The organism is Brevundimonas sp. Root1279, from assembly GCF_001425945.1.
Lineage (GTDB): Bacteria > Pseudomonadota > Alphaproteobacteria > Caulobacterales > Caulobacteraceae > Brevundimonas.
This window is the reverse complement of record NZ_LMEB01000010.1, coordinates 111,502-136,136: the sequence shown is the minus strand read 5'-3', so window position 1 is coordinate 136,136 and position 24,635 is coordinate 111,502. Positions and strand designations below refer to the sequence as shown.

21 protein-coding genes are annotated in these 24,635 nt (G+C 68.7%); 5 read left to right on the top strand and 16 right to left on the bottom strand.

Features of this window, described 5'->3' with window-relative positions; genetic code table 11:
* Positions 1-44 precede the first annotated feature (44 nt).
* The 3 genes from ASC65_RS15905 to ASC65_RS15895 all read right to left on the bottom strand — a co-directional run bounded on the left by ASC65_RS15905 (position 45) and on the right by ASC65_RS15895 (position 3,719).
* Positions 45-650 carry a DUF4136 domain-containing protein gene (locus tag ASC65_RS15905; RefSeq protein ID WP_082526103.1) on the bottom strand — a complete coding sequence of 202 codons (606 nt, stop codon included), beginning with the start codon at positions 648-650 and terminating at the stop codon, positions 45-47.
* A 384-nt stretch (positions 651-1,034) separates the two neighbouring features.
* Positions 1,035-1,970 (bottom strand): HAD family hydrolase, encoded by a 936-nt coding sequence (locus tag ASC65_RS15900; protein ID WP_200939860.1) that lies wholly within the window; start codon positions 1,968-1,970, stop codon positions 1,035-1,037.
* Between the two features lie 210 nt (positions 1,971-2,180).
* The gene (locus tag ASC65_RS15895) at positions 2,181-3,719 is read right to left on the bottom strand and encodes an arylsulfatase (protein WP_056455479.1); all 1,539 of its coding nucleotides are present in this window, start codon (positions 3,717-3,719) and stop codon (positions 2,181-2,183) included.
* A gap of 318 nt (positions 3,720-4,037) precedes the next feature.
* On the opposite strand from ASC65_RS15895, the gene ASC65_RS15890 reads away from it, so the two are divergent.
* Complete coding sequence (locus ASC65_RS15890; protein ID WP_056455477.1) at positions 4,038-4,427, top strand: DUF1622 domain-containing protein; 390 nt, start codon at positions 4,038-4,040, stop codon at positions 4,425-4,427.
* Here ASC65_RS15890 and ASC65_RS15885 read toward each other — a convergent pair.
* From ASC65_RS15885 to ASC65_RS15875, 3 genes are all read right to left on the bottom strand, one after another.
* On the bottom strand, positions 4,417-5,403 hold the full coding sequence (locus tag ASC65_RS15885) for a formylglycine-generating enzyme family protein (protein WP_082526102.1): 987 nt from the start codon (positions 5,401-5,403) through the stop codon (positions 4,417-4,419). The two genes, ASC65_RS15890 and ASC65_RS15885, sit on opposite strands and share 11 nt — an antisense overlap.
* 411 nt (positions 5,404-5,814) lie before the next feature.
* Positions 5,815-7,212, bottom strand: a complete 1,398-nt coding sequence (locus ASC65_RS15880; protein ID WP_056455475.1) for a DUF1254 domain-containing protein — start codon at positions 7,210-7,212, stop codon at positions 5,815-5,817.
* A gap of 79 nt (positions 7,213-7,291) precedes the next feature.
* On the bottom strand, positions 7,292-7,927 hold the full coding sequence (locus ASC65_RS15875; RefSeq protein WP_056455473.1) for a response regulator: 636 nt from the start codon (positions 7,925-7,927) through the stop codon (positions 7,292-7,294).
* A 204-nt stretch (positions 7,928-8,131) separates the two neighbouring features.
* On the opposite strand from ASC65_RS15875, the gene ASC65_RS15870 reads away from it, so the two are divergent.
* Positions 8,132-9,613 carry a histidine kinase gene (locus ASC65_RS15870; RefSeq protein ID WP_162245688.1) on the top strand — a complete coding sequence of 494 codons (1,482 nt, stop codon included), beginning with the start codon at positions 8,132-8,134 and terminating at the stop codon, positions 9,611-9,613.
* On the opposite strand, the gene ASC65_RS15865 is transcribed toward ASC65_RS15870, so the two are convergent.
* From ASC65_RS15865 to ASC65_RS15830, 8 genes are read right to left on the bottom strand one after another with little or no spacing between them, the layout of a single operon-like run.
* Positions 9,610-10,011, bottom strand: a complete 402-nt coding sequence (locus ASC65_RS15865; RefSeq protein WP_056455469.1) for a RidA family protein — start codon at positions 10,009-10,011, stop codon at positions 9,610-9,612. The two genes, ASC65_RS15870 and ASC65_RS15865, sit on opposite strands and share 4 nt — an antisense overlap.
* Positions 10,008-10,430: an acyl-CoA thioesterase gene (locus ASC65_RS15860; RefSeq protein WP_056455467.1), complete on the bottom strand. Its 423-nt coding sequence runs from the start codon at positions 10,428-10,430 to the stop codon at positions 10,008-10,010. The genes ASC65_RS15865 and ASC65_RS15860 overlap by 4 nt, the downstream gene beginning before the upstream one ends.
* Positions 10,427-12,025: an AMP-binding protein gene (locus ASC65_RS15855; RefSeq protein WP_056455465.1), complete on the bottom strand. Its 1,599-nt coding sequence runs from the start codon at positions 12,023-12,025 to the stop codon at positions 10,427-10,429. Before ASC65_RS15855 ends, ASC65_RS15860 begins: the two co-directional genes overlap by 4 nt.
* The gene (locus ASC65_RS15850) at positions 12,025-13,194 is read right to left on the bottom strand and encodes an acyl-CoA dehydrogenase family protein (protein WP_056455463.1); all 1,170 of its coding nucleotides are present in this window, start codon (positions 13,192-13,194) and stop codon (positions 12,025-12,027) included. Before ASC65_RS15850 ends, ASC65_RS15855 begins: the two co-directional genes overlap by 1 nt.
* 3 nt (positions 13,195-13,197) lie before the next feature.
* Positions 13,198-14,010 carry an enoyl-CoA hydratase family protein gene (locus ASC65_RS15845; protein ID WP_056455461.1) on the bottom strand — a complete coding sequence of 271 codons (813 nt, stop codon included), beginning with the start codon at positions 14,008-14,010 and terminating at the stop codon, positions 13,198-13,200.
* Complete coding sequence (locus ASC65_RS15840) at positions 14,010-14,504, bottom strand: MarR family winged helix-turn-helix transcriptional regulator (RefSeq protein WP_056455459.1); 495 nt, start codon at positions 14,502-14,504, stop codon at positions 14,010-14,012. Before ASC65_RS15840 ends, ASC65_RS15845 begins: the two co-directional genes overlap by 1 nt.
* Entirely contained in the window at positions 14,501-15,265 is a 765-nt protein-coding gene (locus tag ASC65_RS15835; RefSeq protein ID WP_056455457.1) for an SDR family NAD(P)-dependent oxidoreductase, read from the bottom strand. Before ASC65_RS15835 ends, ASC65_RS15840 begins: the two co-directional genes overlap by 4 nt.
* The gene (locus tag ASC65_RS15830; protein ID WP_056455455.1) at positions 15,262-17,550 is read right to left on the bottom strand and encodes a bifunctional salicylyl-CoA 5-hydroxylase/oxidoreductase; all 2,289 of its coding nucleotides are present in this window, start codon (positions 17,548-17,550) and stop codon (positions 15,262-15,264) included. Before ASC65_RS15830 ends, ASC65_RS15835 begins: the two co-directional genes overlap by 4 nt.
* 108 nt (positions 17,551-17,658) lie before the next feature.
* On the opposite strand from ASC65_RS15830, the gene ASC65_RS15825 reads away from it, so the two are divergent.
* The 3 genes from ASC65_RS15825 to ASC65_RS15815 all read left to right on the top strand — a co-directional run bounded on the left by ASC65_RS15825 (position 17,659) and on the right by ASC65_RS15815 (position 22,619).
* Complete coding sequence (locus ASC65_RS15825; protein WP_056455454.1) at positions 17,659-18,720, top strand: LacI family DNA-binding transcriptional regulator; 1,062 nt, start codon at positions 17,659-17,661, stop codon at positions 18,718-18,720.
* A gap of 87 nt (positions 18,721-18,807) precedes the next feature.
* Entirely contained in the window at positions 18,808-21,315 is a 2,508-nt protein-coding gene (locus ASC65_RS15820; RefSeq protein WP_056455452.1) for a glycoside hydrolase family 3 protein, read from the top strand.
* A 53-nt stretch (positions 21,316-21,368) separates the two neighbouring features.
* Complete coding sequence (locus ASC65_RS15815) at positions 21,369-22,619, top strand: MFS transporter (RefSeq protein WP_056455450.1); 1,251 nt, start codon at positions 21,369-21,371, stop codon at positions 22,617-22,619.
* Here ASC65_RS15815 and ASC65_RS15810 read toward each other — a convergent pair.
* Positions 22,616-23,581: a glycoside hydrolase family 5 protein gene (locus tag ASC65_RS15810; protein WP_082526100.1), complete on the bottom strand. Its 966-nt coding sequence runs from the start codon at positions 23,579-23,581 to the stop codon at positions 22,616-22,618. The genes ASC65_RS15815 and ASC65_RS15810 overlap by 4 nt on opposite strands.
* Positions 23,578-24,600 (bottom strand): cupin-like domain-containing protein, encoded by a 1,023-nt coding sequence (locus ASC65_RS15805; protein WP_056455448.1) that lies wholly within the window; start codon positions 24,598-24,600, stop codon positions 23,578-23,580. The genes ASC65_RS15810 and ASC65_RS15805 overlap by 4 nt, the downstream gene beginning before the upstream one ends.
* Between the last annotated feature and the right edge of the window lie 35 nt (positions 24,601-24,635).

Here is a 24,635-nt window from a genome sequence, read left to right as displayed (position 1 = left end):
CCGTACGGACCGACGCGGGGCGTGCAGTCTGTACGGGATCGGACTCAGTTGGTCGGCGTGTTGCGCGGCAGTGACCGCAACATGTCGTCGGCGATGGCGTTGAGGCGGGCCTGGTCGGCGTCGCCGCTGTCCACGCGCTGCTGCGACATCGAGCGCCAGGCGAGCTCGCCAGACGCGCGGTCGACGATGTCGAAGATGACCGTACCGTGGGTGTAGTTGATGGTGTCGACGTTCAGGGTCGGCGCGCCATACCAGCCCCATCCACCCATGCAGCCCCGGAAGCCGCAGGCGCCCATCGGGGCGCCGAAATTGTCGGCGCGGACCTCGGTCCGGTTCTCAAGACCGACATGGTAGGACGTCAGCAGCGTCGCCTGACGCGGATCGGACACCAAGCGGAAGCCTCGGGCCTGCATGGCTGCGTCGAAGGCCGAGGTGATCCGTTGCTGGATGATGTCGTTGGCCACCCGGACGTCCGCCGCGCTTCGGACCGAGGGGTCGAATGGAGCCCAGGCATAGGTTGAGCCCGGAACCACCGCCCGCGTGCTGGACTGGAGCACGGAGACGTCGCCCGCGGGCGTGCCGCAGGCCGTGAGTGTTAAAAGGCTGACGGCGACTGCTGCGGCCGCCGCGCGAACAGTGGAATAGGACATCGTGCTCTCCTCGCGAGACTGCGGGTGTTTTCAACCCGCGATGGCCTGAGGGTAATCGGGTGAAGACCTGACCGCCGCCGAGGCGCGCCCTGACCCCTCGGGGCTCCGGACGGTCGTCGGGCGGGGTCGGGTGATCACCCGATGGGGTCCCGTCCAAGAACCACCCATGCTTGCACGAGTAGCGTTCTGGCAGCCCGTGCCGCCGAGTTTTGTAGTCGTGACGGCGGCAGGAGCTTTCGCCTGCGCCGGCTCGGCGGGGGAGCAGGAGATCCCCGCTGCGCCGACGGACCTTCCGGACGTGCCGCATTCGGCTCAGCCCGGCCCCAGGCCCCACCGGGTCAACGTGGGGGTCGACGTCGCCTATGGTCGGGATGGCGAGGCGGTCTATTTCCGGGTTTCGGAAGCCTTTTGACCCCCCGCCGCCTGCAGATGGCCGGCGTCCTCCATCGGGAAGACGGCGTCCCAGTCCTTTGCCATGCTGACGACGCGGACGCCGTAGGCGTCGGCGTGGTCCAGCGCTTCGGCGAGGGGGCTGAGGCGGAAGTTTCGATCGTAGGCGACCTCGCGCACGTCGTCGTCGTGATGCAGCAGCAGGGCCAGTCGACGACCGGAGCCTGAGAGGGTGTAGCGCAGCATCGCCAGATCGCCGTCTGAATTGCCGAAGGCGAAGATCGGCCGCCGGCCGATGTGCAGGCCGATGTTCTCGACCTTCACCTCGCGGTCGTCGAAACTGTCCAATTGGGCCAGCTTGAACAGGTCCAGGCTGCGTCCGTTCTCCTGCACCTGGGTGCGGACGGTGCTGCCGATCACCTGCGACGGCGGCACGCCATAGCGGTCCTCGGCGAACGCGCGGATGAAGTCGGCGCCCCCGCCCGAGACGATCCACGTCTGGAAGCCGTTGGCGCGCAGATAGTCCATCAGCTCCAGTTGCGGCTGATAGACGAGTTCAGTGAAGTTGCGCCCGAACTTGGGGTGCTTGGCCCGCGCCAACCAGTCGGCGGCGCTATGACCGAAGTCGTCGACCGTCATGCCGGAATGGACCGCGAACGCCACCTCGAAGACGCCCTTCTTGCCGAGCGCATGGATGGTGGGAACGTCGCGCTCCAGGAACGCCTTGTAGGGCTGGCGGTCGCGCAGGGCGGGGTTGGCCTTGGCCATCCGTTCGACCTGATCCTGGCTGAACTGGACCTGCACCTGGACGGGCTGCTCACACCACAGCGTGCCGTCATTGTCGAAGACGGCGATGCGTTCGGCCTCCGGAACGAAGTTGGGGCCGGGCTTCGACACCGCCTCGACGAAGTCGAGGATCGCATCGCGCACGACGCCTGGGCGCCAGGAGGGGAGGGGTGTCATCGAGCGAATCGCCGGCGGGACCGATTGCGGTTGCCCCCAAACACCACGCCGCGGAGCTCGGCGGCATCGGGTGAGTACCCTATGCCGGAGGCCATGGCGCCTGATTAGGTCCGCAAAACAACAGAAGCCGGTGGTGATTCACCACCGGCTTCCAAGCCGTTTGAACAAGACGGGACGTTAGTCGGCGCTGGCGGACTCGGAGATCTTCGCCATGGCGTCGTCGATGGTGAAGCTGCCCGGCTTCTGAACCGGGGGGAATTCCTTGAACGTCTCGACGAATTTTCCAGCGATGGCCTGGCCTGCCATAATGAAATAGGCGTGCCGCATGAACCACTCGTAGTAGGTGTTCGAGGTGATGTCCGCGTACTCATAGGGGTCGGTGCGCAGGTTAAAGAGCTTGGGCGTCCGCAGGCGGGTGAAGGGTTCGGCCCACACTTGGAGCGTGCCTTTGCAGCGCTGCTCCATGAAGACGATCTTCCAGTTGTCGAACCGGATGCCCAGCACGTCGCCGTCGTCGCTGAAGTAGAAGAAGAAGTTGCGGGGGCTCTTCTCCACCTCGCCAGTCAGGTAGGGCAGCAGGTCGAACCCGTCGATGTGGTTCTTGAACGTCTTGCCGTTGGCTTTGTAGCCCTTCTTCAGCTTGTCGACGACGTCAGGCGCGCCGGCGGCGGAGAGGAAGGTTGGCAGCCAGTCATGGTGATGCACGATGCCGTTGGCGATAGAGCCTGGCTTGATCTTCCCGGTCCAGCGGATGACCTCGGGAATGCGGAAGGCGCCTTCCCAGTTGGTGTTCTTCTCGCTGCGGAATGGCGTGGTCCCGCCATCCGGCCATGAGTTGCGGTGCGGTCCGTTGTCGGTCGAGTAGATGACGATGGTGTCCTCGGCCAGACCCAGTTCGTCGATCAGGTCCAGCAGGGTGCCGACGTTCTTGTCATGATCGATCATGGTGTCGTGGTAGCGCGACTGCCACCGCCCGGCCTGGCCCACGCTCTCCGGCTTGGTGTGGGTATAGAGATGCATGTGGCTGAAGTTCGCCCAGACGAAGAAGGGGGTGTCGTTCTTGTGGGCGCGCCTGATGAAGTCGCTGGCCTTCTCCGCAAACTCGTCATCGCACGTCTCCATGCGCTTCGTGTTCAGCGGTCCGGTGTCCGTGATCTTCTGCTTGCCGACCCGACCCCAGCGCTTCTCCTCGGTGGGGTCGTCGGTGTCGCTGGCGAAGGAATGCAGCACCCCGCGCGGGCTGAAGGCGGCAGCGAATTCCGGGAATTCTTCCGGCGAGGGATAGTCTGGGTCCTCCGGATCTTCCTGGGCGTTCAGGTGATAGAGGTTGCCGAAGAACTCATCGAACCCGTGCACGGTCGGCAGCATGTGGTTCAGGTCGCCGAGATGGTTCTTGCCGAATTGGCCGGTGGCGTAGCCCTGCTCTTTCAGCAGATCGGCGATGGTCACCACGCCGTCGGGCATGCCCACGGGCGCGCCCGGAATGCCGACCTTCGACAGGCCCGTCCGGTAGACGCTTTGGCCCGTGATGAAGGATGACCGGCCGGCGGTGCAGGACTGCTCGCTGTAGCTGTCCGTGAAGAGCATGCCTTCCTTGGCGATGCGGTCGATATTGGGCGTCTGGTAGCCCATGAGGCCGTGGCTGTAGCAACTCAGGTTCGACTGACCGATGTCGTCGCCCCAGATGACCAGGATGTTCGGTTTACCGTTCGGCATGGCTGCTCTCCCTTGGGTTGCGGAACGCTAGCGGCCGCTACGACAGCGCGGGATCAGGTAAACCCCTGACCCGCGCCGCCCGAATGCCCCGTCACCAGAGCTGTGGCGGATCGGCGAACGCCATGCGCCAGTCGACGGGGACGCTGGCTAAGGTCCAGCTCGCTCAATGACGGCGGCGGGGCCCCGCGGGCGCGATTGTGACCGTTCCGACCGGTTGATCCGATCCGGCCTTGGGGCTGGCGGACCGCGAACTCCGGGTTGCGCCGGATGGCTCGCCCCGTGCGTCGACGGCCTTATGGCTCGCTCAGGGAGGAAGCCATGGAAGCTGCGATCAAGGAATTCGCCCATTTCGTCGCCTTGGGCTGCACGCTCGTCGCCGTCCTGATCCTGGCCGGCGCCGCCGCGACCGCAGCCTACCGCGTGGCTGTGCACTGGCGGCGCTTTGAGACCGACATGCCGCTGCGGAAGGCGATCTGGCTGCGCTTCGCCGCCTCGATCGTCCTGGCCCTGGAGTTCGCCCTGGCGGCGGACATCGCCGACACCGCGGTGGCGCCGTCGTGGGAAGAGATCGGTCAGCTGGCGGCGATCGCGACCATCCGGACCCTGCTGAACCTGTTCCTCGAACGCGACATCGACGCCTTCCGCGAAATGCAGGTCAAGGACGGCGCAGGCGGGGCCCCCGAGCCAGGCGAGACGGTCAGCCCCTGACCACCACCCGGAAGCCGATGTGCGAGGCCGAGGAGTCCTCGGCCTGGGCGTGGCGGGCCGCCGGGCGATAGCGGCGGCAGTAGTTGGGAGCGCACAGGTGCGACCCGCCCTTGAGCACCCGTCGGGCGATCTTCAGATGCTCCATGCCGGGTTCGTAGCTCTGCTCGGACGAGCCGCCGTGCGGGTTCTTGATCGTGCAGCAGGGACTGGCCGGGACCGCGCCCGGGGCGGCGAGCGACCACCAGTCCTTGGTCCATTCCCAGGTATTGCCGATCATGTCGTACAGGCCGTAGCCGTTCGGAGGATAGGACCCGACCGGCGAGGTCCGCAGCCAGCCGTCCTCGCGCCGGTTCTCGATCGGGAACATCCCTTGCCAGACGTTGGCCATGTGCTGCCAGCCTTCCAGCAGCAGTTCATCACCCCAGGCGAAGGCGGCGCCGTCCAGCCCCCCGCGCGAGGCGAACTCCCACTCGGCCTCGGTCGGCAGGTCGGCTCCGGCCCAGACGGCATAGGCGGTGACGTCCTCCCAGGCGACGTGGACGACAGGGTGGGTCTCCAGTCCGTCGATGCTGCTGCCGGGGCCCGTCGGATGGCGCCAGTCCGCGCCGTGAATGTATTGCCACCACTCGCCCTCGCGCAGAGGGTGGTCGCGCTCGGGCGGCATGAAGACGATCGAAGCGGGCTGGAGCAGGGCCGGATCAGCGTCCGGATAGAGGGCCGGGTCCACGGGTCGCTCGGCGACCGTTTTCCAGCCCGTGGCGCGCACGAAGGAGGCGAACTGGGCGTTGGTGACAGGGCGGCTGTCGATCCAGAAGCCATCGACGGTGACCCGCTTGCTCGGCGCCTCCTCCGCGTAGTGTTCGTCCGAACCCATGCGGAAGGTTCCACCATCGATCCAGACCATGCCGCGGCGCGTCGGGGTCGGCCGCGGCGAGGCGGGTTGGGGGTCCTGTAGATCGGGCGCCTGGGTGGTCATTCTGTCCGCCTCCCGGATGAGGCTCGCACTTGAGCAGGTGGCGGTCGGGGCGGACATCAGGCGGAACCCTGAGATGCGTATCTGGCGGGTGAAACAGAGCGGCCCCGCAGCGGACTGCGGGGCCGTAAAGGTTCGCACCGGAACACACGGGATCAGGAGGAGGATGCCGCGATCCAAAGGGGCGGACCAGCAAGATACGCCCATGCCGTGGGCCTTCGATCGGGCGAAACCCTGACGGGAAAGGCGATTCGCTTCGAGGGGGTGACCCGGATTGATACGGGATGTAGCCGGGCCGCCTTCACCCCGGGTCGTTGGAAGGCCCGACGGCGGTGAAGGCGGCCCCGCACATGAGCAGCGCCCTGCATGTGGCAGGTGGTCGGGGGGCGAACCCGCCGCCCATGCACGTACAGTCTACGGATGGCAGGCTGCCGAGGAATCAGGCCTATCCCGGAGAGAGGCCGGGTTTCCGCCTGACGGGGAAGGCCTAGTCCCGGCCTGATCACGCCACGCCGGACGTTCGGCGGCGCTGCGAACGATCGGCGGGGGAGACCAGCGGCCGTCGAGGACCGCTCGTCCCGGCCAACAGGCGCGCAGCACCAGATGGAAGGGACCGTCCGGCGTCGGCAGCCAGTTCATGACGCGCGGTCCGGCGGGCTTGCGGCGCTGGATATGCAGTTCCAGGGAGCCGTCGAGGTCAAAACGGAGCGGCTCGCGGCTGGACAGGCCGGCGCGGGGGCCTTCCGGGGTCGCCAGGGAGCCGTCGGGTCGATAGGCGGCCAGGGACCAGCACGCGCCGACCGGCGGCAGGCGCTGCGGCTCGAAGCGCAGACGATAGTCGGTCCGTCCGTCCAGCGGCGCGCCGTCGACGTCCTGACAGGCGAGGAAGTAGGTCACATCCTCTTGCAGGTTGAAGCCGAAGCCTCGCCGGGCGATGGCGGCGCGGGCGAGCGGCTCGAGGCGGCCGTCGCCGGGCCGCGCCAGGGCGGACCAGCCGTTCGTCGGCGCGGACTGGGGCCAGGCGGCCGCGTCGATACGCGCGAGAGCCTCGGCCACACCCGCCCGGACGGCGTCCGAGATTTCCCGGGGCAGCCGCGACAGGTCGACCGGCGCGCCGCGGTTCACCCCGATGCGAGCCAGCCGCTGGGCGAGGGGCCATCGTGTCGGCGGGGCCGGGTGGACGTCCATCAGGTCGGCCATGCGGCTCAGGAAGTCCTCGGCGTCCAGCTGCAGGAACTCGGCCGCCGGCCAGGCCGGCCGGGCTTCGGGCTCTATCGGGGGCGCGGGCGGCGCAGGCGTGCGGCGTCCCTTCAGGGTGAGGTAGAACTCGTGCCAAGGCCCTTCCAGCCCGTCGTCGAACGCGTCGGTCAGGGTTCTCCCCAGCAGCCAGACGGCATTCGTGGGGGCGCGGACGACGGGGACATCGTCGGTGGCGGCGCCGCTCCAGTGGGGGCCGACCACGACCAGGTGCTGGGCCGCCTCGCCGCGTCGGCGGACGCCCATGGAGGTGAAGATGGAGCCCCAGGCGTCGATCATCGGCATGGCGAAATGCCGGGCGCGAAGGTCGGGCAGGCTGACGATCACCGGGCCGTCGCGCAGGTCGAGCCATGCACTTGAATAGACGACGTGCGGGTTGGGGGCGCAGAGGCCGATCAGGGTTTCACCGGCCCGGGCGTGGACGAACTGGTTCGGCCCGGCGGGGTGCGCGCGTCGTGCGGCGTCGAGCACCAATAGGGGAAAACCCGCCACGCAGGCGTCCAGCGCCGTGCGCCAGGCTTCGTCGACAGTCGGCACGGGGTATTGGTCGGTCATAGCCGTCCCTCCAGCCGATTCATGATCGCCGGAAAGCGGTGCTCGGCAATCCGGTCGAACCCTGAATAGCCCGGCGAGGTCAGGCCTGGATCAGGTTGTGCTTGATGGCGAAGCGGACGAATTCGGCCGCGGTCCGGACCCTGGCCTTGCGCATGGCGGCCGCGCGGTGGCTCTCGACGGTCTTGATGCTGATGCCCAGCTTGCGGGCGATCTGCTTGTTGCTTTCGCCTTCGGCGATCAGTTGGGCGACCTCGAGTTCGCGAAGGGTGAAGCTCTCAAGGCGCGACTTCTTGCGCTCGTGGACGGCGGACTCGAGCAGCATCTCGGCCACCGCGGGCGAGAAATAGGGACGGTGGGCGCCCAGGGCCGAGATGGCGGCCACCAACTGGGCGTCGCCCTCTGATTTTAGCAGATAGCCCCGGGCTCCGGCGGCGAGTCCCCCGGATACGGTCTCGTCGTCGTCATGCATGGTGAACAGCAGGACTTCGGTCGCCGGGAAGGTCTGGCGGATCTGGCGGGTGACGGCGATGCCGTTGAGGCCGGGCAGGGAGACGTCGAGGACGATGACGTTGGGCCGGCGCTCCCGGGTCAGGGCGAGGACCTCCGCTCCGTCGCTGCACTCGCCGCAGACCTCCCACCCCAAGTGGTTGGCAACCACGTCGCGCACTCCATGGCGCACGATTTCATGGTCGTCAGCGATCAGGACGCGCAGCATACCCAGCCCTCCGTGTGGTCCTCCGGTACTCGATCTACACTGTACTACCTAGGTAGTATATGGGGTAAACAACTGATACGATAGAAATCGTATTGCATGACTTGGCTGCAGTTAAGCATGTGGTCGCATGCTGGTCGATCTGATGGGTGGCTTGTGGGACCGGAAATCAGCAAAGCTTTCGAAGAACCTGTCTCATGGCATGATATGCCTGAGGAATATGGCGAGAAGCTTGACCATAAACTTGTTATGGCTCCGCTTGGTTCGGTCTTTGACTGGATCAACAATTCAAGCCTCCGGGTGGCCCTCGCGGTCGATGGCGAGGAGGGTCCGCGGTTCACTCGAGTGAGCGGAAGTTTTCTCGCCGACCTCGGGATTCATGCTGATTCGATCATCGGGCGCCGAATCGGGGACGTTTTGTCCCGGGAGACGCACCTGCCGTTCGACCAGGCGATCCGTCGGGCGCTGGCGAATGGACAGCGCGTTGAGACGGTGGTGCCGATCCATCTGGACGTCAGTCGGACCCGGCGGCTGTCGCTGGCCATCCATCCGGTCGCGACGCCCCGTCGCGGCGTGTTGATCGAGGTTCAGACGACCTCAGAGGAAGGACCGGCGGGCGGAACCCGTCGGCGCGCCCTGATCGACCATCTGAACCGGATCAACGCCGGCGCAGCGTATGTCTACGACCGGGCGCCGTGGATGCCGTTCAACCTGTCGGTGCTGCTGGGCTACAGCCCCGCCGACGGTGAGGTTGGTCGACCCGAGGGGCGCAGCCTGATCCATCCCATGGATATCCCTGAGTTCATGATGCATCGGCGCCGTCTGGCCTCGGCCCCTGACGGCGACATCGTCCGCGCGAGCGCGCGCATGCGGCACAGGGATGGCGGTTGGCGCTGGATCGAGGTGCGCGAGCAGGTGCTGACCCGGTCGGTCCGGGGTGCGGTCCGGCAGATCCTGGGGTTCGCCTTCGACGTCACGGAGCAACGCCAGCTGGCCGAGTCACTCGGCGAGATGTCTGCGGCGCTGTTGAAGGCCGAGGCCGAGGAGCGCCGTCGCATCGCCCGGGAACTGCACGACTCAATGGCCCAGCATCTGGTGGCCATCGATCTGTCCCTGTCGCGGCTGCAACGCGACCCCCGGTCCGAGATGCCGGCCGAGGCGGTGCGGGACATCCGTGAAGCCCTCACCGCGGCCCATAGTGAGGTGCGGACCTTTTCCTACCTTCTGCACCCGCCGGATCTGGAGCGCCTGGGACTGGCCGGAACCCTCCGGAAGTTCGTCTCAGGGTTTGGCCGGAGGACCGGCCTCGATACCCGCCTGGACATCGACGAGGACCTGAGCGACCTACGGCCGGCGGCCGAGCTGACCCTGTTCCGGATCGCGCAGGAAGCGCTGATGAACGTCCACCAGCATGCAGTCGCTCGGTCCGTCGAGGTCAGCCTGATCGCGGCTTGCGACGCGACCACCCTAGAGATCCGGGACGATGGCGTCGGCCTGTCGGACGAAGACATCCACGGCCTGCTCGCCGACAGCACGGGTGGCGTTGGCATCGCCGGCATGAAGGCGCGGATGGAGCATCTCGGCGGCGATCTTGAAATCACGTCGGCCGAGCGAGGCTTGCGGATCCGGGCGACCCTGCCCGATCAGCCCCGCCACGCCGAGGCGAGCGCCTCCGAGGTCGGCGCCTAGGCGGTCGTTTCGATCACGGCGGTAGTCTCGATCTCCACTCGGGCGGCGTCCTCGATCAGGCCCTTCACCTCGACCACGGCCATGGCAGGATAGTGGGGGCCAATCAGTTCGCGCCAGGCCGCGCCGATCTCGCGAAGGCTGGCCAGATACTCGGCCTTGTCGACCACGTACCAGGTCATGCGCACGACATGCTCCGGCCCGGCGCCGGCCTCAGCCAGGACGGCCAGGGTGTTGACCAGCGTCTGCCGGAACTGGGCGGCGAATCCGCCCGCCGGGAAGGCGCCGTCCGGGGTCCAGCCGATCTGGCCGGCGACGAAGATCGTCTCGCCCCGCGCCGCGATCCCGTTCGAGTAACCCTTGGGCCGGGGCCAACCTTCCGGCAGCAGGACGCGGTTCATGGGGCGGACTCCAGGAAGGGGGCGATGCGGGCTCGTAAGGCCTCGGGCCAGGGTTCGGGCTTCAGCGAGGCGCCGACATGGACGATGGTCTGCGTCGCCTCGAAACGCAGCGCCTCGCCGGACGTGATGCGGTGGCGCAGAGTGCAGGAGGCCCCGCCCAGCCGGGTCACGGCCAGGGTGAAGGTCAGGTCGTCCTCCAGTCGCGACGGAGCGACGAAGCAGGCCTCGATTGCGGCGGTCGGCACGCTGGCGTGGCGACGCAGGTGCAGTTCGGCGAACGACAGGTCGAGCGGGCCTGCAAACCAGTCCTCGACCACCCCGTTCAGCATTTCGAAATAGCGCGGGAAGAAGACGATCCCCGCCGCGTCGCAATCAGCGAAGCGGACCCGCCGCTCGACGGAGAAAACCTGGCCGCTCATGCGTCCGCCTTGAGCCGGAAGCGCTGCAGCTTGCCGGTCTGGGTCTTGGGCAGGGCGTCCACGAAATCGAGGGCGCGCGGGTATTTATAGGGCGCGATGACCGCCTTTACGTGCTCCTGCAGGGCGGTGCGCAGTTCGCTGGAAGGCGCGTGCTCCCCGTTCAACACGACGAAGGCCTTCACGATCTGGCCCCGCTCCTCGTCCGGGACCCCGATGACGGCGGCCTCGGCGACGGCGGGATGGCGCAGCAGGGCGTTCTCCACCTCGGGCGCGCCGATGTTGTAGCCGGACGAGATGATCATGTCGTCGGCCCGGGCCACGAACCAGAAATAGCCGTCCTCATCCAGGCGATAGACATCGCCGGTCAGGTTCCAGCCGTTCTGGACGTACGCGGCCTGGCGCTTGTCATCGAGATAGCGACAGCCGGTCGGACCGCGCACCGCCAGCCGTCCGGTCGAGCCCGGGGGCAGGGGATGGCCCGTCTCGTCGATGATCCGCGCCTCATAGCCGGGCACGGCCTTGCCGGTCGCGCCGGGGCGGATGTCGTCGCCGCGGGCGGAGATGAAGATATGGATCATCTCGGTCGAGCCGATGCCGTCAATGATGCGCACGCCGGTCGCTTCGCGCCAGGCATCGGACGTGGCGGCGGGCAGGGCCTCGCCGGCCGAGACGCAGGTGCGCAGCGACGTGAGGTCGTGCTCGCCCGCCAGCTTGAGCAGCGCGCGGTAGCCGGTCGGAGCGGTGAACAGGGCCGTGGCGCGGGTGCGGGCGATGGTCTCGGCCAGGGCGTCGAAGCCCGCGCGCGGCGCGAAGGCGGTGGCTGCGCCGGCGCTGGCCGGGAAGACCACAAGGCCGCCCAAGCCGAAGGTGAAGGCGATCGGCGGGGTGCCGACGACCACGTCGCCGGGCGCCAGGTCGAGCGTATGGCGAGCGAAGGTGTCGGCCATGGCGAGGATGTCGCGATGGCCGTGGACGCAGCCCTTGGGCTTTCCGGTAGTGCCGGAGGTGAAGGCGATCAGCGCCGGGTCGTCGGCGGCCGTGTCGGCGGCCGCGAACCCGGTCGGCTTGGTCATCGCGGCCGCCTTGAGTGCGGCGGAGTTCATGACCTTCGTCAGCGACGGCGCGTTGGCTTTCGCCTCGTCGACGGCGCCGACCAGCGTCTCATAGACCAGGGCGTGGCTGACCTGGGCCTTGTCGATGACGATGGCCAGTTCGGCGGCGCGCAACATAGGCATGGTGGCGACGACCACGCCGCCGGCCTTGAGGATCGCGAACCAGGCCAGGACGGTCCAGCTCGAGTTCGGTCCATGCAGCAGCACCCGGGCGCCCGGGATCAGTCCGAGGTCCTCGACAAGCACGCGGGCCATTCGGTCCGAGATGGCGTCCACGCGGGCCCAGCTGATCTCGAGGTCGAAGTCGATCAGGGCGCGCGCGTCAGGACCGGCGGCCTTGATGGCTCGGCGGAGCAGTTCGACTCCTGCGTTGAGCTGCTCCGGATAGGCCAGCTCCGGCAGGGTGAAGATCAGCTCCGGCTGCTGGTCTGCGGGCGGCAGATGGTCGAGGACGAACCGGTCTTGATGCGCGCTCTTGCCCATCAGCGCCCGCCCTGCATTGCGCCCAGCGCCTGGCGGGCGATGACGATCTTCTGCACCTCGGACGCGCCCTCGTAGATCCGCAGGGCCCGGATTTCGCGGTAGAGTCGCTCGACCGGATTGCCCGAGACGACGCCCAGGCCGCCGAAGATCTGCACCGCGGCGTCGATTACGGCTTGGGCCTCGTCGGTGGCGTAGAGCTTGGCCATGGCCGCCTCGCGTGTGACCCGCGGCGCGCCCTGATCCTTGAGCCAGGCGGCGCGGTAGATCAGCAGGGCCGAGGCGTCGATCTTCAGGGCCATGTCGGCCAGTGAGGCCTGGACCAGCTGCAGGTCGCTCATCGGGGCGCCGAACAGCTGGCGGTTCACGGCGCGGTTCGCCGCCTCGTCGAAGGCCCGGCGCGAGAAGCCCAGCGCCGCGGCGGCCACCGTCGAGCGGAACACGTCGAGCGTCGCCATGGCGATGCGGAAGCCCTCGCCTGGCTGCCCGAGCAGCCGGTCGCCATCGATGCGGCAGTTGCTGAAGCGCAGGGTGGCCAGCGGGTGGGCGGCCATCAGCGGGATGCGCTCAACGACCTCGAAGCCGGGCGTATCCGCATCGACCACGAAGGCGCTGAGGCCCTTGGCCCCTTCGCCCTCGCCGGTGCGGGCGAAGACGGTGTAGCGGTCAGCGAGGCCGCCGTTGGAAATGAAGGTCTTGGTCCCGTCCAGCACCCAGCTGTCCCCATCGCGCCGGGCGGTCATGGCAAGGGCGGCGACGTCCGAGCCGGCCTCGGGCTCGGACAGGGCGAAGGCGGCGATGGTCTCGCCGGCGGCCACGCCCGGCAGCCAGCGGGCTTTCTGCTCGGGCGCGCCGAACAGGCTGATCGGGCCCGAGCCCAGCCCCTGCATGGCGAAGACGAAGTCGGCCAACCCCGAACGGCGGGCCAAGGTCTCGCGCGTCAGGCACAGGGTGCGGACATCGAGCTTGCCGTCAGGGTCAGGCACTGCGTTCCTCAGCCAGCCGCCGGCCGCCAGCGCCTTGAGGATCGACCGGCAATCGCCGTCGAGGTCATGGTCGCCGTGCACGTGCAGCGCCTCATGCTCCGCCTCGGCCCAGGCCTCGATGTCGGCTGCGAAGGCGCGGTGACGGTCTTCGAAGAAGGGCCAGTCGAGGAAGCTGCGGTCAGCCATGGCTCAGTTCCCCTCGAACACCGGCTCGCGCTTGGCCGCAAAGGCTTCGTAGGCGCGGCGGAAGTCGTGCGTCTTCATGCAGATGGCCTGGGCCTGGGCCTCGGACTCGATGGCGGCGTCCAGGCTCATGTCCCACTCGATGTTGAGCTGGTTCTTCGTCATGCCGTGGGCGAAGGTCGGCCCCTTGGCCAGCGCGCGCGCCATCTCCAGCGCGGTGTCCATCAGGGCGTCCGGCTCGACCAGGCGGTTGTGGAAGCCCCAGCGCTCGCCCTCGTCGGCGGTCATGACCCGGCCGGTGAACAGCAGCTCGGACGCGCGGCCCTGGCCGATCTGGCGGGGCAGGATGGCGCAGGCGCCCATGTCGCAGCCGGCCAGGCCGACGCGGGTGAACAGGAAGGCGGTCTTCGTCTTTGGCGTCGCGATGCGCAGGTCCGAGGCCATGGCCATGATCGCTCCCGCTCCGACGCAGACGCCGTCCAGCGCTGCGATGACCGGCTGTGGGCACCCCCGCATGGCCTTGACCAGATCGCCCGTCATCCGCGTGAAGCGCAGCAGGGCCGGCATCTCCATCTCGGTCAGCGGGCCGATGATCTCGTGCACGTCGCCGCCCGAGGAGAAGTTGCCGCCGGCGCCGGTGACCACCACGACCTTGCAGTCGTCGGCGTGGACGAGGTCGCGAAACAGGTCGCGCATCTCGGCATAGGACTCGAAGGTCAGCGGGTTCTTCCGCTCGGGCCGGTTCAGCGTCAGGGTCGCGACGCCGTCGTCGTCGACCGACCACAGGAAATGCTCGGCCCGGTAATCGCGCGCCTTCATCAGTGGCTCTCCTCTTGAGCGGCGGAGTGGATCGAGCGCTTGGCGCCGTCCAGCAGGGTGGTCAGTTGCTCGGCCTCGCCGTCGGAGAGGCCCGCGAACAGGCCCTCGATCCAACGTTCGTGGGCCCGGGCCATGGCGTCAAACCGCGTCCGCCCTTCGGCGGTCAGGCGGACGCGCTGGACGCGGCGGTCGGCGCCGGGGATGTGCTCGATCAGGCCGTCGGCCTTCAGCCGCTGGGCCAGGCCGGTGACGTTGCCGTTGGATACCATCAGCATGCGCGACACCTCGCCCATGGTCAGGCCGGCCTCGCCGGCCCGGTCCAGGGCCGACAGCATGTCGAAGCGGGGCAGGGTGGAGCCGAACTCGTCGCGCAGCCGCTGGGAGATGCGCTGTTCGATGGCTGTGGAGCAGGTCAGCAGGCGCAGCCACAGCCGTAGGGCCCGCTTGCCATCGGGTGCGCCGCCCAGCCTGTCGGGAAGCGCGCCGGGCGTCATGCCTCTCCCCCGGCGATGGTGATGGCGGCCCCGTTGACCCCCGAGGCGCCGTCGCCGCACAGCCAGACGATCGTCTCTGCCACCTCGTCCGCCGTGATCAGCCGGCCCTGCGGGTTGCCGCTAGCGAGGGCGGCGCGGGCGTCTTCCTCGCTGCGGCCGGTCTTGCCGACGATGGTCTCGACCGACCGGGCGACCATGTCGGTGTCGGTGAAGCCCGGGCAGACGGCGTTGACGGTGACCCCCTTGGCGGCGACCTCCATGGCCAGGGAGCGGGTCAAGCCGACGATGCCGTGCTTCGACGCCGAATAGGCCGTCGTGTAGGCGTGGCCCTTGAGCCCGGCGATAGAGGCGACGTTGACGATGCGGCCGTGACGCCGCGCCAGCATGCCGTCCAGCACCAGGCGGATCGCTTCGGCGGGGGCCTCCAGGTTGAGGGCCAACATGGCGCGCAGGTCGGCGGCGCCTGTCTTCTGGAAGGGGGCTGAGATAGCCCCGCCGGCGTTGTTCACCAGGATGTCGATCGGTCCGAAGTGGTCGCGACCGGCGTCGATGGCGGCCGACAGGGCGTCCGGGTCGGTGACGTCGCCGGGAGCCGCGAAAGCCGCGTCGCCGACGCGGTCGGCAGTCTCGTTCAGGCGTCCGACATGGCGTCCGATCAGCGTGACCTGCGCGCCGGCCAGGGCGAGCAGTTCGGCGGTGGCGCGGCCGATGCCGCCGCCCGCGCCGGTGACCACGGCATGGCGGCCTTCGAGCGTCTTCATACCGGTCCCGCCTGCTGTTGCTTCTCGAGATTGCGGGCCAGCTGGGCGAAGCCGGCGCGGTACTGGATCGGAGGCTGGATGCCGCGCCAGCCGAGTTCGGCGGCGGCCCGCAGGCTCCAGTTCGGGTCGGCCAGATGCGGCCGGGCCAGGGCGCACAGGTCGGCGCGGCCCGCGGCCAGGATGCTGTTGACGTGGTCGGTCTCGTAGATGTTGCCGACCGCCATGGTGACCACGCCCGCCTCGTTGCGGATGCGGTCGCTGAGCGGGGTCTGGAACATGCGGCCGTAAACCGGCGTGCCGTTCGGGGTGGTCTGGCCGGCGGAGACGTCGATCAGGTCGCAGCCGGCCTCGGCGAAGGCGCGGGCGATGACGACGGACTCGTCGGGGCTCAGGCCCTCGTCAACCCAGTCGGTCGCGGATAGGCGGACGGACATCGGCTTGTCGTCCGGCCAGACGGCGCGCATGGCGCGGAAGACTTCCAGCGGGAAGCGCAGGCGGTTCTCGATCGGGCCGCCGTATTCGTCCGTGCGGTGGTTCGAGACCGGGGTCAGGAAGGACGACAGCAGATAGCCGTGAGCGCAGTGGAGCTCGACCAGATCGAAGCCCGCCTCATCGGCCCAGCGCGTGGCCTGCACGAAGTCGGCGATAACGCGGTCCATGTCGGCGCGGGTCATCTCGCGGGGCGCCTGATCGTCCTCGGTCCAGGGGATGGGAGAGGGGGCGATCAGCGGCCAGCCGTCCTGAATCAATGGTTGATCGGCGCGCTCGCCCCAAGGCCGCTCGACCGATCCCTTGCGGCCTGCGTGGGCCAGCTGAATGGCGATGCGCGAACCTTGGATGTGGACGAAGTCGACGATCCGCTTCCAGGCGTCGCGGTGCTCGAGCCGGTACATGCCGGCGCAGCCGTGGGTGATGCGGCCGTCGGCCGAGACGTCGGTCATCTCGGTGAAGACCAGGCCCGCGCCGCCGAGGGCGCGCCCGCCCAGATGCACCAGGTGAAAGTCGCCGACCGTGCCGTCCTCGGCCGAGTACATGCACATGGGCGAGACCACGACGCGGTTCGGGAGGGTCAGGCCACGCAGGCGAAGGGGCGCGAACATCGGCGGCGGCGGAGCCTTGGACGGCGGCGCGCCGGCGGCCTCGGCGAACCATTTCTCGACGCCGGTGAGGAAGGCGTTGTCGCGCAGGCGCAGGTTCTCGTGGCTGACTCGCTGGCTGCGGGTCAGCAGGCTGTAGGCGAACTGAATGGGGGCGAGACCCACGTAACGCTCAAGGTTTTCAAACCATTCGGTCGAATTCCTCGCGGCGCTTTGCAGCTTGAGGACCTCGATGCGACGCTCGGCCTCGTAGCGCTCGAGGTCGCCATCGCCGGTCAGGGCGTCGGCCAGGCGGATGGCGTCCTCGAAGGCCAGCTTGGTGCCCGAGCCGATCGAGAAATGGGCGGTGTGGGCGGCGTCGCCGAGCAGGACGACCTTGCCGTCGCGCCAGTTGGCGCAGGCCACGCGCGGGAAGTTCAGCCAGGCCGAGCCGCGCAGGTGGCGCGCATTGCTCATCAGCGCATGGCCGCCGAGCCAGTCGGCGAACAGGGCCTCGGCCGTGCGGCAGGTCTGGTCGGTATCCATCTCGTCGAAGCCGAGACCGCGCCAGGTGGCCTCGGTGCATTCGACGATGAAGGTCGAGGCGCCCGGCTCGAACTGGTAGGCGTGGGCCCAAATCCAGCCGTGCGGCGTCTCGACGAAGGCGAAGGTGAAGGCGTCGAAGGCCTGGGTCGTGCCCAGCCAGATGTATTTGTTCGAGCGCACGTCGACATCGACGCCGAAGGTTTCCGGATCGCCGCTGCGCACCCGGCTGTTCAGGCCGTCGGCGGCGACGACGATGTCGGCGGGGAGGGCGCGGGCGTCCTCGATCTCGGCCTCGAACTGCAGTTCGACCCCGAGCGAGCGGGCGCGGTCCTGGAGGATGTTCAGCAGCCGCTTGCGGCCGACGCCGGCGAAGCCATGGCCGCCGGAGCGGATGGTTTGGCCGTGGATGTGGACGTCGATGTCGTCCCAGTGGACGAAGGCGGCTTCGATGATCGCCGCGGTCTCGGGATCGTTGGCCTTCAGATTGGCCAGGGTCTGGTCGGAGAAGACTACGCCCCAGCCGAAAGTGTCGTCCGCCTTGTTGCGCTCGTAGACCGTCACGGACAGCGACGGGTCGCGCAGCTTCAGCGATATGGCGAGGTACAGGCCGCCGGGTCCGGCGCCCACGACGGCGATGCTCTGAACAGCTTCCCGCGATGACATATTTCAAGCCTAAAATAATCCAGAACTCAAGTCCAGCGGGGGCATAAGCGGGGCGGTTGCCATCGTGCGCCGCGCCTGTCAGGACAGGGTCAGGAAAGGCAGGCGAGCATGGCCGGGGTGACGATCTATGACGTGGCGGCGCGCGCCGGCGTATCGATCAAGTCCGTGTCGCGCGTCGTCAATGGCGAGCCCAACGTCAGCCCGATCCTGCGTGACAAGGTCAACGCCGCCGTCGCCGAGCTCGGCTATCGGCGCAGCCTGTCGGCGCGATCTCTGGCCGGCTCCTCGTCCTCGATCATCGCCGCCCTGGTCGACGCCGAGCTGACCATCGAGCACTGGCGCAGCGGGCGCGGCAACGACTACCTCAGTCGGCTGGAGCTTGGGGCGCTGATGGAGTGCCGCCAGGCCGACTATCATTTGATGGTGGAGCTGGTGGATCACGGCTCGGCCAACCTGCGGCGCGATTTGTCCTCCCTGCTGTCGGCGATACGGCCGGACGGGGTGCTGCTGACGCCGCCGAACTCGGACCACCCCGTGGTTCTGGACGTGCTGGAGGAGGCCGGGGTGGCCTTCGCCCGCATCAGCCCCGAGCAGGATCTCGGCCGCGGCATCTGCGTACGCATGGATGAGCGGCAGGCCGCTTATGACGTCACGACCCACCTGATCGGTCTCGGCCACCAGCGATTGGCGCACGTCTCGGGTCCACGGCCCTACGCGGCCAGCAAGCTGCGGCGCGAGGGGTTCGAAAAGGCGCTGCGCGACCACGGGCTCGCGCCGTCGGCCGAGGCGGTGGCGGAAGGCGACTTCACCTTCGAATCGGGCCTGCGCGCGGCCGGCGAACTGCTCGGCGCGGCGGTGCGTCCGACCGCCATCTTCGCGGCCAACGACGATATGGCCCTGGGCGTGCTGCAGGCGGCGGCGAGCGTCGGGCTGAAGACGCCGGAGGACCTGTCGGTCGCCGGTTTCGACGATACGCCCAGCGCCGTTTTCAGCACGCCGCCGCTGACCACGGTCCGCCAGCCCGTGGCCGAGATGGCCGCCGCCGCGGCGCGTCGGCTGGTGCCGATGCTGCGCGCCGCCATGGGCTCCGAGGGGGAGCGAACCGACGTCGTCACCCCCTATTCCCTGATCGTGCGGGGCTCGACCGCCCCGCCTCCTCGGGATGCTTGACAGCGCTGTCAGCGCCGAGGACAGTTCGCTTCCGACTGGTTTAAATCTTCGCGGCGCTGTCGTCGCGGTCCGCCCCTGAGGTCCCCGATGCGAAGCCCCGTCTCACTGATCGCCCTGGCGCTCGCCATCAGCAGCCCCGCCTGGGCCCAGGCCCCCGCCGATGTCCCCGTCGCTGACGCTGCGCGGGCGCATCCGACCAATTGGCCGCACGCCGCTTCGCCCGACGCGATGAGCGACGCGCGCACCGAGGCCTTCGTCACAGAACTGATGAGCCGGATGACGCTGGAGGAGAAGGTCGGCCAGGTGATCCAGGGCGATATCTCCTCAGTCACGCCCCAGGACCTGCTGACCTATCCGCTGGGCTCGATCCTCGCCGGGGGGAACTCCTCGCCGGGTGGAGATGAGCGGGCCGCGGCCCAGGCCTGGGTCGACCTGGCGCGGGCCTATCGCGAAGCGAACGCGAAGCGCGGCGGGACCGCCGTGCCGCTGATCTTCGGCATCGACGCCGTGCACGGCCACAACAATATCGTCGGGGCGACCCTGTTCCCGCACAACGTCGGCCTGGGCGCGGCGCGCGACCCCGACCTGATCCGCCGCATCGGTGAGGCGACGGCGTTGGAGGTGGCGGCCACCGGCGCCGACTGGACCTTCGGCCCGACCTTGGCTGTGCCTCGCGACGATCGGTGGGGCCGCGCCTATGAGGGCTACGCCGAGGACCCTGAGGTGGCCCGCAGCTACGCCGGGCCAATGACCCTGGGCCTGCAGGGCGCGCTGACGACCGAGCCGATGGCTCCGGGCCGTATCGCCGGCTCCGCCAAACACTATCTGGCCGACGGCGGCACCGATCGGGGTCGCGACCAAGGCGATTTCATCGGCTCGGAACAGGACCTCGTGAACATCCACCTGAGCGGCTACACCCAGGCGATCGACGCCGGGGTGCTGTCGATCATGGCCAGCTTCTCGAGCTGGAACGGAGTCAAACATTCGGCCAACGAGACCATCCTGCGCGACGTGCTGCACGGGCCGCTGGGTTTTGACGGCTTCGTGGTCTCGGACTGGAACGCACACGGCCAGATTCCGGGCTGCTCGAACGAGAGCTGCCCCCAAGCCTTCAACGCCGGCATCGACATGTTCATGGCGCCGGACAGCTGGAAGGCGCTGTACGACAACACCCTGGCCCAGGCGCGTTCGGGCGAGATCTCCGAAGCGCGGCTCGACGAAGCTGTTCGCCGCATCCTGCGCGCCAAGGTGAAGACCGGCGTGTTCCGCGAAGAGCGTCCGGTCGAGGGGCGGCTGGAGGTGCTGGGCTCGCCCGAGCACCGCGCCCTGGCCCGCGAGGCGGTGCGCAAGTCGCTGGTGCTGATCAAGAACGAGGACGGCGTGCTGCCGATCCGCCCGGGCGCCCGCGTGCTGGTGGCCGGGACGGCCGCTGACGACATCGGCCAGGCCGCCGGCGGCTGGACCCTGACCTGGCAGGGCGTGGGCAACACCAACGCCGACTTCCCCAACGCCCAGTCGATCTGGGGCGGCATCGAGGAGGCGGTGCGCGCCGGCGGCGGCACGGCGACGCTCAGCGCCGACGGGACCTTCGAAGATAAGCCGGACGTGGCCATCGTCGTTTTCGGCGAGACGCCCTACGCCGAGTTCCAGGGCGACATCGAAGACCTGGACTTCAAGCCGGAGGAGCCGCTGGCCGTTCTCAAGCGGCTGCAGGCTGCGGGCGTCCCGACGGTGTCGGTCTTCCTGTCCGGGCGGCCGATGTGGACCAATCCCGAGATCAACGCCTCGGACGCCTTCGTCGCGGCTTGGCTGCCGGGATCGGAGGGCGGCGGCCTGGCCGATGTCCTGATCAGCGACGGGCAGGGCCGTCCGCGCCATGACTTTTCTGGGAAGCTCGGCTTCTCTTGGCCGAAAGACGCGGCCGGGGCGCCGCTGAACCGCGGCCAGCCTGGCTATGACCCGCAGTTCGCCTATGGCTACGGCCTGAGCTACGCCCGTCCCGCCGCGGTCGGGGCGCTGTCGGAGGATAGTGGCGTCGCGGGAGCCGCCTCCAGCCTGACCGCCTACTTCATCGACGGCCGCATCGTGTCGCCGTGGTCCCTGGCGCTGGAAGATTCCGGCGGCCAGACCCGGGTCGGGGCCGAGAAGTCGGTCGCCAGCCCGCGCGGCGGCGTGACCCTGACGGTCGTCGACGACTTGGCGCAGGAGAGTGCCCGGCGCTTCGCCTTCACCGGCGGGGAAGGGCAGCGGGCCCTGATCTGGGGGGGACCAGTCGACCTGTCGCGCCAGTCGAACGGCGAAATGGCCCTAGCCTTCCGCTACCGCGTCGACGCCTCGCCTCAGGGACGGGTGACCCTGGCCTCCGGGCAGGGTGGCGGTCGCGGCGCCGTCGACCTGACTGACGCTTTCCGCACCGCGCCGATTGGAGAGTGGCGGACGCTCAAGGTGCGCCTGTCGTGCTTCGGCGCGCGCGGCGCGGACCTGGCGGCGGTCGAGCGGCCGTTCGAGCTTGAGTCGAGCGGCGCCTTCACCGTCTCGGTGTCTGAAATCGAGTTGGCCTCGAACGAGGGCGACGCCGTCTGCCCGGCGACCTGAGCCGGGTCGTCTGAACGCTTGCACCAAGGCGTCGCTCCGGCGACACCTTGGACATGGGGGTGATCGAAGACGTCAGGATTCACGAGCCGCCGGGCCGCGCGGTCGGCGCCGGCTTCGTGGCGACCTACACCCTGGCCCAGGTCGGGGCCTTCATCAGCTTCATGCCCCTGCTGAATGTGCTGCTGCCGCTGAAGGCCGAAGCAGTCGACCCAGCGGGCAAGGCGGTCCTGCTGAGCCAGGTCACTCTCTGGGGCGCCTTGGCGGCGGCGATCGCCAATCTGGCGGTTGGGGCGCTGAGCGATGCCACCCGTGGTCGTTTCGGCCGTCGTCGTCCCTGGATCGTGGGGGGCGCCCTGGCCGTCGCGGTCGGGCACGGCCTGGTCTACGCCGCGGCTGATCGCCTGGGATTGATCCTCGCCATGATCGTGTTGCAGGTGGCGATCAACGTCATGTTCGCCCCCCTGAATGCGGTCCTGCCCGATGTGGTGCCGGGGCGTCAGAAGGGCCTGGTTTCGGCGCTGCAAGGATTGGCGCTGCCGGCGTCCAACCTGTTCTCGGCCTTCGTCGTAGCCATGCTGGTGACGGACCTGGGCGCTCGCTTCGCCGTGGCCGCCCTGGCCGTGCCGTTGATGATCCTGCCCTTCGCCCTGGTCTGTCGCGAGCCGGTCGCGCCCGTTCAGGCGTCGCGGCCGAAGGCCCAGCTGTCGCTCGCGGCTCTGCTGGACCACGACTTCCTCATCGCCTTCGTGTCGCGGATGCTGGTGCAGGTCACCATCACCCTGAACGTCATCTATCTGCTGTTCTATGTGCAGGGTTCGATCGACTTCGGCGGGCGTCCTGCGCCCGGGTCCCCCGAGACCATCTTGGGGTGGCTGATGGCCTCGGCGACAGTGGCCTCCCTGGTCGCCGGCCTGGCGGGCGGGCTGCTGTCGGACCGGGTGGGCAAGCGCCGGCTGCTGGTCACCGCCGGCGGCCTGGTCATGGCGCTGGGGGCGGCCCTCATGGCCCTGGCCCCGCAGTGGCCGACGCCCATGCTGGCCCAGATTGTCTTCGGGGCAGGGTTGGGTCTGTTCTCGACCGTTGACATCGCCCTGGTCGCCGAGGTGCTGCCCGATCCAGCTGCGACGGGACGCGATCTCGGCCTGATGAACATCGCAATCACCGTGCCCCAGGTGATCGCGCCGCTGATCGGCCTCGTGGTGCTTACGGTTCTGGGTCGGGACCTGGCCTGGGTCTTCGCCGTCTCGACCGCCTTCGCTGCGGCCGGCGGACTGGTCGTGCTCAGGATCCGCCGGGTCGCCTAGGGCGTCAGGTTCATTTCGCGCAGCCGGTCGCGCAGCAGTCGGCCGGACGGCGTCAGCTGGTTTTCCCCCCAACCGCCACGCCCGGACGCGCCAGGCTCCAGCGCCGCCGAGCCCTCGGCCTTGTCGGTGATCGACCAGTTCAGGTGGCTCAGACCACGCGCCTCCATGAAGTCCCACCACAGCCGGGTCTCGGCCAGGTCCATCGGCCCGTCGCCAGTCGCCGGCGTCGTGCCCCATTCGGTGACGAACAAGGCCGCGCCCAGGTCCATGGCGCGCTCGGCCTTGTCGCGGAGCTCCTGTCGGTGGGAGCCGGCATAGAAATGCAGGGTGTAGGCCAGGTTCGAGAAGGGCAGGGGATCAGCCGCGGCGATATCGACGTCCTGCGACCAGGTGGGTGTTCCAGCGACGATCAGATTGTCTGGATCGAGGGCGCGAATCCGGAGGATGACGGCCAGGTGGAAGGGCTTCACCACCTCGGCCCAGCCGTGCGTGTCCAGCGGCTCGTTCCAGGTCTCGTAGATGACGTTGGGCCGGTCGCCGTATTTGGCGGCGATGTGGGCGAAGAAGCGCGCCGCCGCCTCGGGTTCCGGCTCGTGGGCGTGCCAGTCGACGATGACGTAGATCCCTGCATCGATGGCAGCCTCGATCACCGCCTCGGCCTTGGCCGTCTCGCGCTCGGGATGTTCGAGATAGCCGCCCGACGGGACGGCGATCGCCGCGCGGACGACGGTGACCTGCCAGTCATCGGCGAGCCAGTCGACCGTTTCGGCATTGTAGAATTTCGGCGCCCACTGGCTCCAGAACAGGGACATGCCCCGCAGGGTCACAGGGGCGCCGTGCTGGTCGATGACGCGACCGCCTTCGACGCGCAGTTGGCCGTGCCTCTCCACCGGCGTCTCGGCGCGGACGGCGGTTGCGGCGACGGTGAGCAGGGCGACGGCGATGAGCAGCAGGCGCTTCATGAGGGGCGTCCCAGGGTGCGGGCCAAGGCCGCGCGGATTGAGCGGATCATGGCGTTGTCGAAGGCGCCCTGGACCCCTCGTCGCCCGGCGGGCAAGTGCTCGGCGGCGGGGCCGTCGGCCTCGAAGACGTAGTGGTCGAACAGAGTCTTCCAGGCCGCGCGATGCGGCGGGGGCAGGTCGCGGACAGCCAGGATGGCATGCATCAGGGCGTCGAGCGGCCGGCCGCGGCCGTGATCCGGCGGCGCCCACCAGTAGTTGACCAGCATGTTCATCGGCTCCAGCGACTCGACGTGGTGCCACCAGAGGTAGGGAATGTAGAGGGCGTCTCCCGGCTCCAGGTCGGCGGTTACGGACGCCGCCATGGCCTCGCGGAAGCGGGGGAAGCGGTCGTGATCCGGCGCCTCGAAGTCGACCATGCTGACCGCCGGGCCAGCCGGGGTCAGCTCGAATGGACCCATGTAGAGGTTCGGCAGCTGCTCGGGCGGGAACAGGGTGAAGCGCCGACGGCCGGCGACGACGCAGGCGATGTTCTCGGACGGATCGTGGTGCGCCGCGACTGTGACGGCGTTGCCGATCCAGACCCGAGGCTCGACCGCGCCACCCAGCAGCGCAAGCGGGTTCTCGGCTTCGAAACCGGGCAGATTCTCGCGCACCGGGACAGATTGGATGGCCAGTGAAGGAGGACGGTCCTGGCCCGCATATTCGAGCAGCAGGTCCAGCCCCGCCGCCAACCGCACGGAGGTCCTGCGAAAGTTGAAGCCGCTCAGATCGTCATTGTAGTGGAAGCGTCCTCCGATGCCGGGCGCGCCCATCATGGCGCTGACCGGGACGCTGCGATCAAACCGCGTCATGTAGCCGACGAGAGCGTCGGGGGAGGCGCGCCCCGCCTTCACCACCGGCCAGTCCCGGACCAGCCCGCGCAGGATCACGGGTCGGGCGACAGGCAGGATCTCCTCATGGAAGCGGCGCGGCTCAAGCCCGGCCGCATCGATGGAAGCCAGACCCGTCGACGACGTCATGTCAGCGCTGTTCCCTGAAGAACCCAGTCTCAACC

Excerpts from the sequence above, each read along its gene's own strand:
- ASC65_RS15905 (WP_082526103.1), bottom strand. The coding sequence starts at position 650 with ATGTCCTATTCCACTGTTCGCGCGGCGGCCGCAGCAGTCGCCGTCAGC.
- ASC65_RS15895 (WP_056455479.1), bottom strand. The coding sequence starts at position 3,719 with ATGCCGAACGGTAAACCGAACATCCTGGTCATCTGGGGCGACGACATC.
- ASC65_RS15890 (WP_056455477.1), top strand. The coding sequence starts at position 4,038 with ATGGAAGCTGCGATCAAGGAATTCGCCCATTTCGTCGCCTTGGGCTGC.
- ASC65_RS15885 (WP_082526102.1), bottom strand. The coding sequence starts at position 5,403 with ATGACCACCCAGGCGCCCGATCTACAGGACCCCCAACCCGCCTCGCCG.
- ASC65_RS15880 (WP_056455475.1), bottom strand. The coding sequence starts at position 7,212 with ATGACCGACCAATACCCCGTGCCGACTGTCGACGAAGCCTGGCGCACG.
- ASC65_RS15875 (WP_056455473.1), bottom strand. The coding sequence starts at position 7,927 with ATGCTGCGCGTCCTGATCGCTGACGACCATGAAATCGTGCGCCATGGA.
- ASC65_RS15870 (WP_162245688.1), top strand. The coding sequence starts at position 8,132 with ATGCCTGAGGAATATGGCGAGAAGCTTGACCATAAACTTGTTATGGCT.
- ASC65_RS15865 (WP_056455469.1), bottom strand. The coding sequence starts at position 10,011 with ATGAACCGCGTCCTGCTGCCGGAAGGTTGGCCCCGGCCCAAGGGTTAC.
- ASC65_RS15860 (WP_056455467.1), bottom strand. The coding sequence starts at position 10,430 with ATGAGCGGCCAGGTTTTCTCCGTCGAGCGGCGGGTCCGCTTCGCTGAT.
- ASC65_RS15855 (WP_056455465.1), bottom strand. The coding sequence starts at position 12,025 with ATGGGCAAGAGCGCGCATCAAGACCGGTTCGTCCTCGACCATCTGCCG.
- ASC65_RS15850 (WP_056455463.1), bottom strand. The coding sequence starts at position 13,194 with ATGGCTGACCGCAGCTTCCTCGACTGGCCCTTCTTCGAAGACCGTCAC.
- ASC65_RS15845 (WP_056455461.1), bottom strand. The coding sequence starts at position 14,010 with ATGAAGGCGCGCGATTACCGGGCCGAGCATTTCCTGTGGTCGGTCGAC.
- ASC65_RS15840 (WP_056455459.1), bottom strand. The coding sequence starts at position 14,504 with ATGACGCCCGGCGCGCTTCCCGACAGGCTGGGCGGCGCACCCGATGGC.
- ASC65_RS15835 (WP_056455457.1), bottom strand. The coding sequence starts at position 15,265 with ATGAAGACGCTCGAAGGCCGCCATGCCGTGGTCACCGGCGCGGGCGGC.
- ASC65_RS15830 (WP_056455455.1), bottom strand. The coding sequence starts at position 17,550 with ATGTCATCGCGGGAAGCTGTTCAGAGCATCGCCGTCGTGGGCGCCGGA.
- ASC65_RS15825 (WP_056455454.1), top strand. The coding sequence starts at position 17,659 with ATGGCCGGGGTGACGATCTATGACGTGGCGGCGCGCGCCGGCGTATCG.
- ASC65_RS15820 (WP_056455452.1), top strand. The coding sequence starts at position 18,808 with ATGCGAAGCCCCGTCTCACTGATCGCCCTGGCGCTCGCCATCAGCAGC.
- ASC65_RS15815 (WP_056455450.1), top strand. The coding sequence starts at position 21,369 with ATGGGGGTGATCGAAGACGTCAGGATTCACGAGCCGCCGGGCCGCGCG.
- ASC65_RS15810 (WP_082526100.1), bottom strand. The coding sequence starts at position 23,581 with ATGAAGCGCCTGCTGCTCATCGCCGTCGCCCTGCTCACCGTCGCCGCA.
- ASC65_RS15805 (WP_056455448.1), bottom strand. The coding sequence starts at position 24,600 with ATGACGTCGTCGACGGGTCTGGCTTCCATCGATGCGGCCGGGCTTGAG.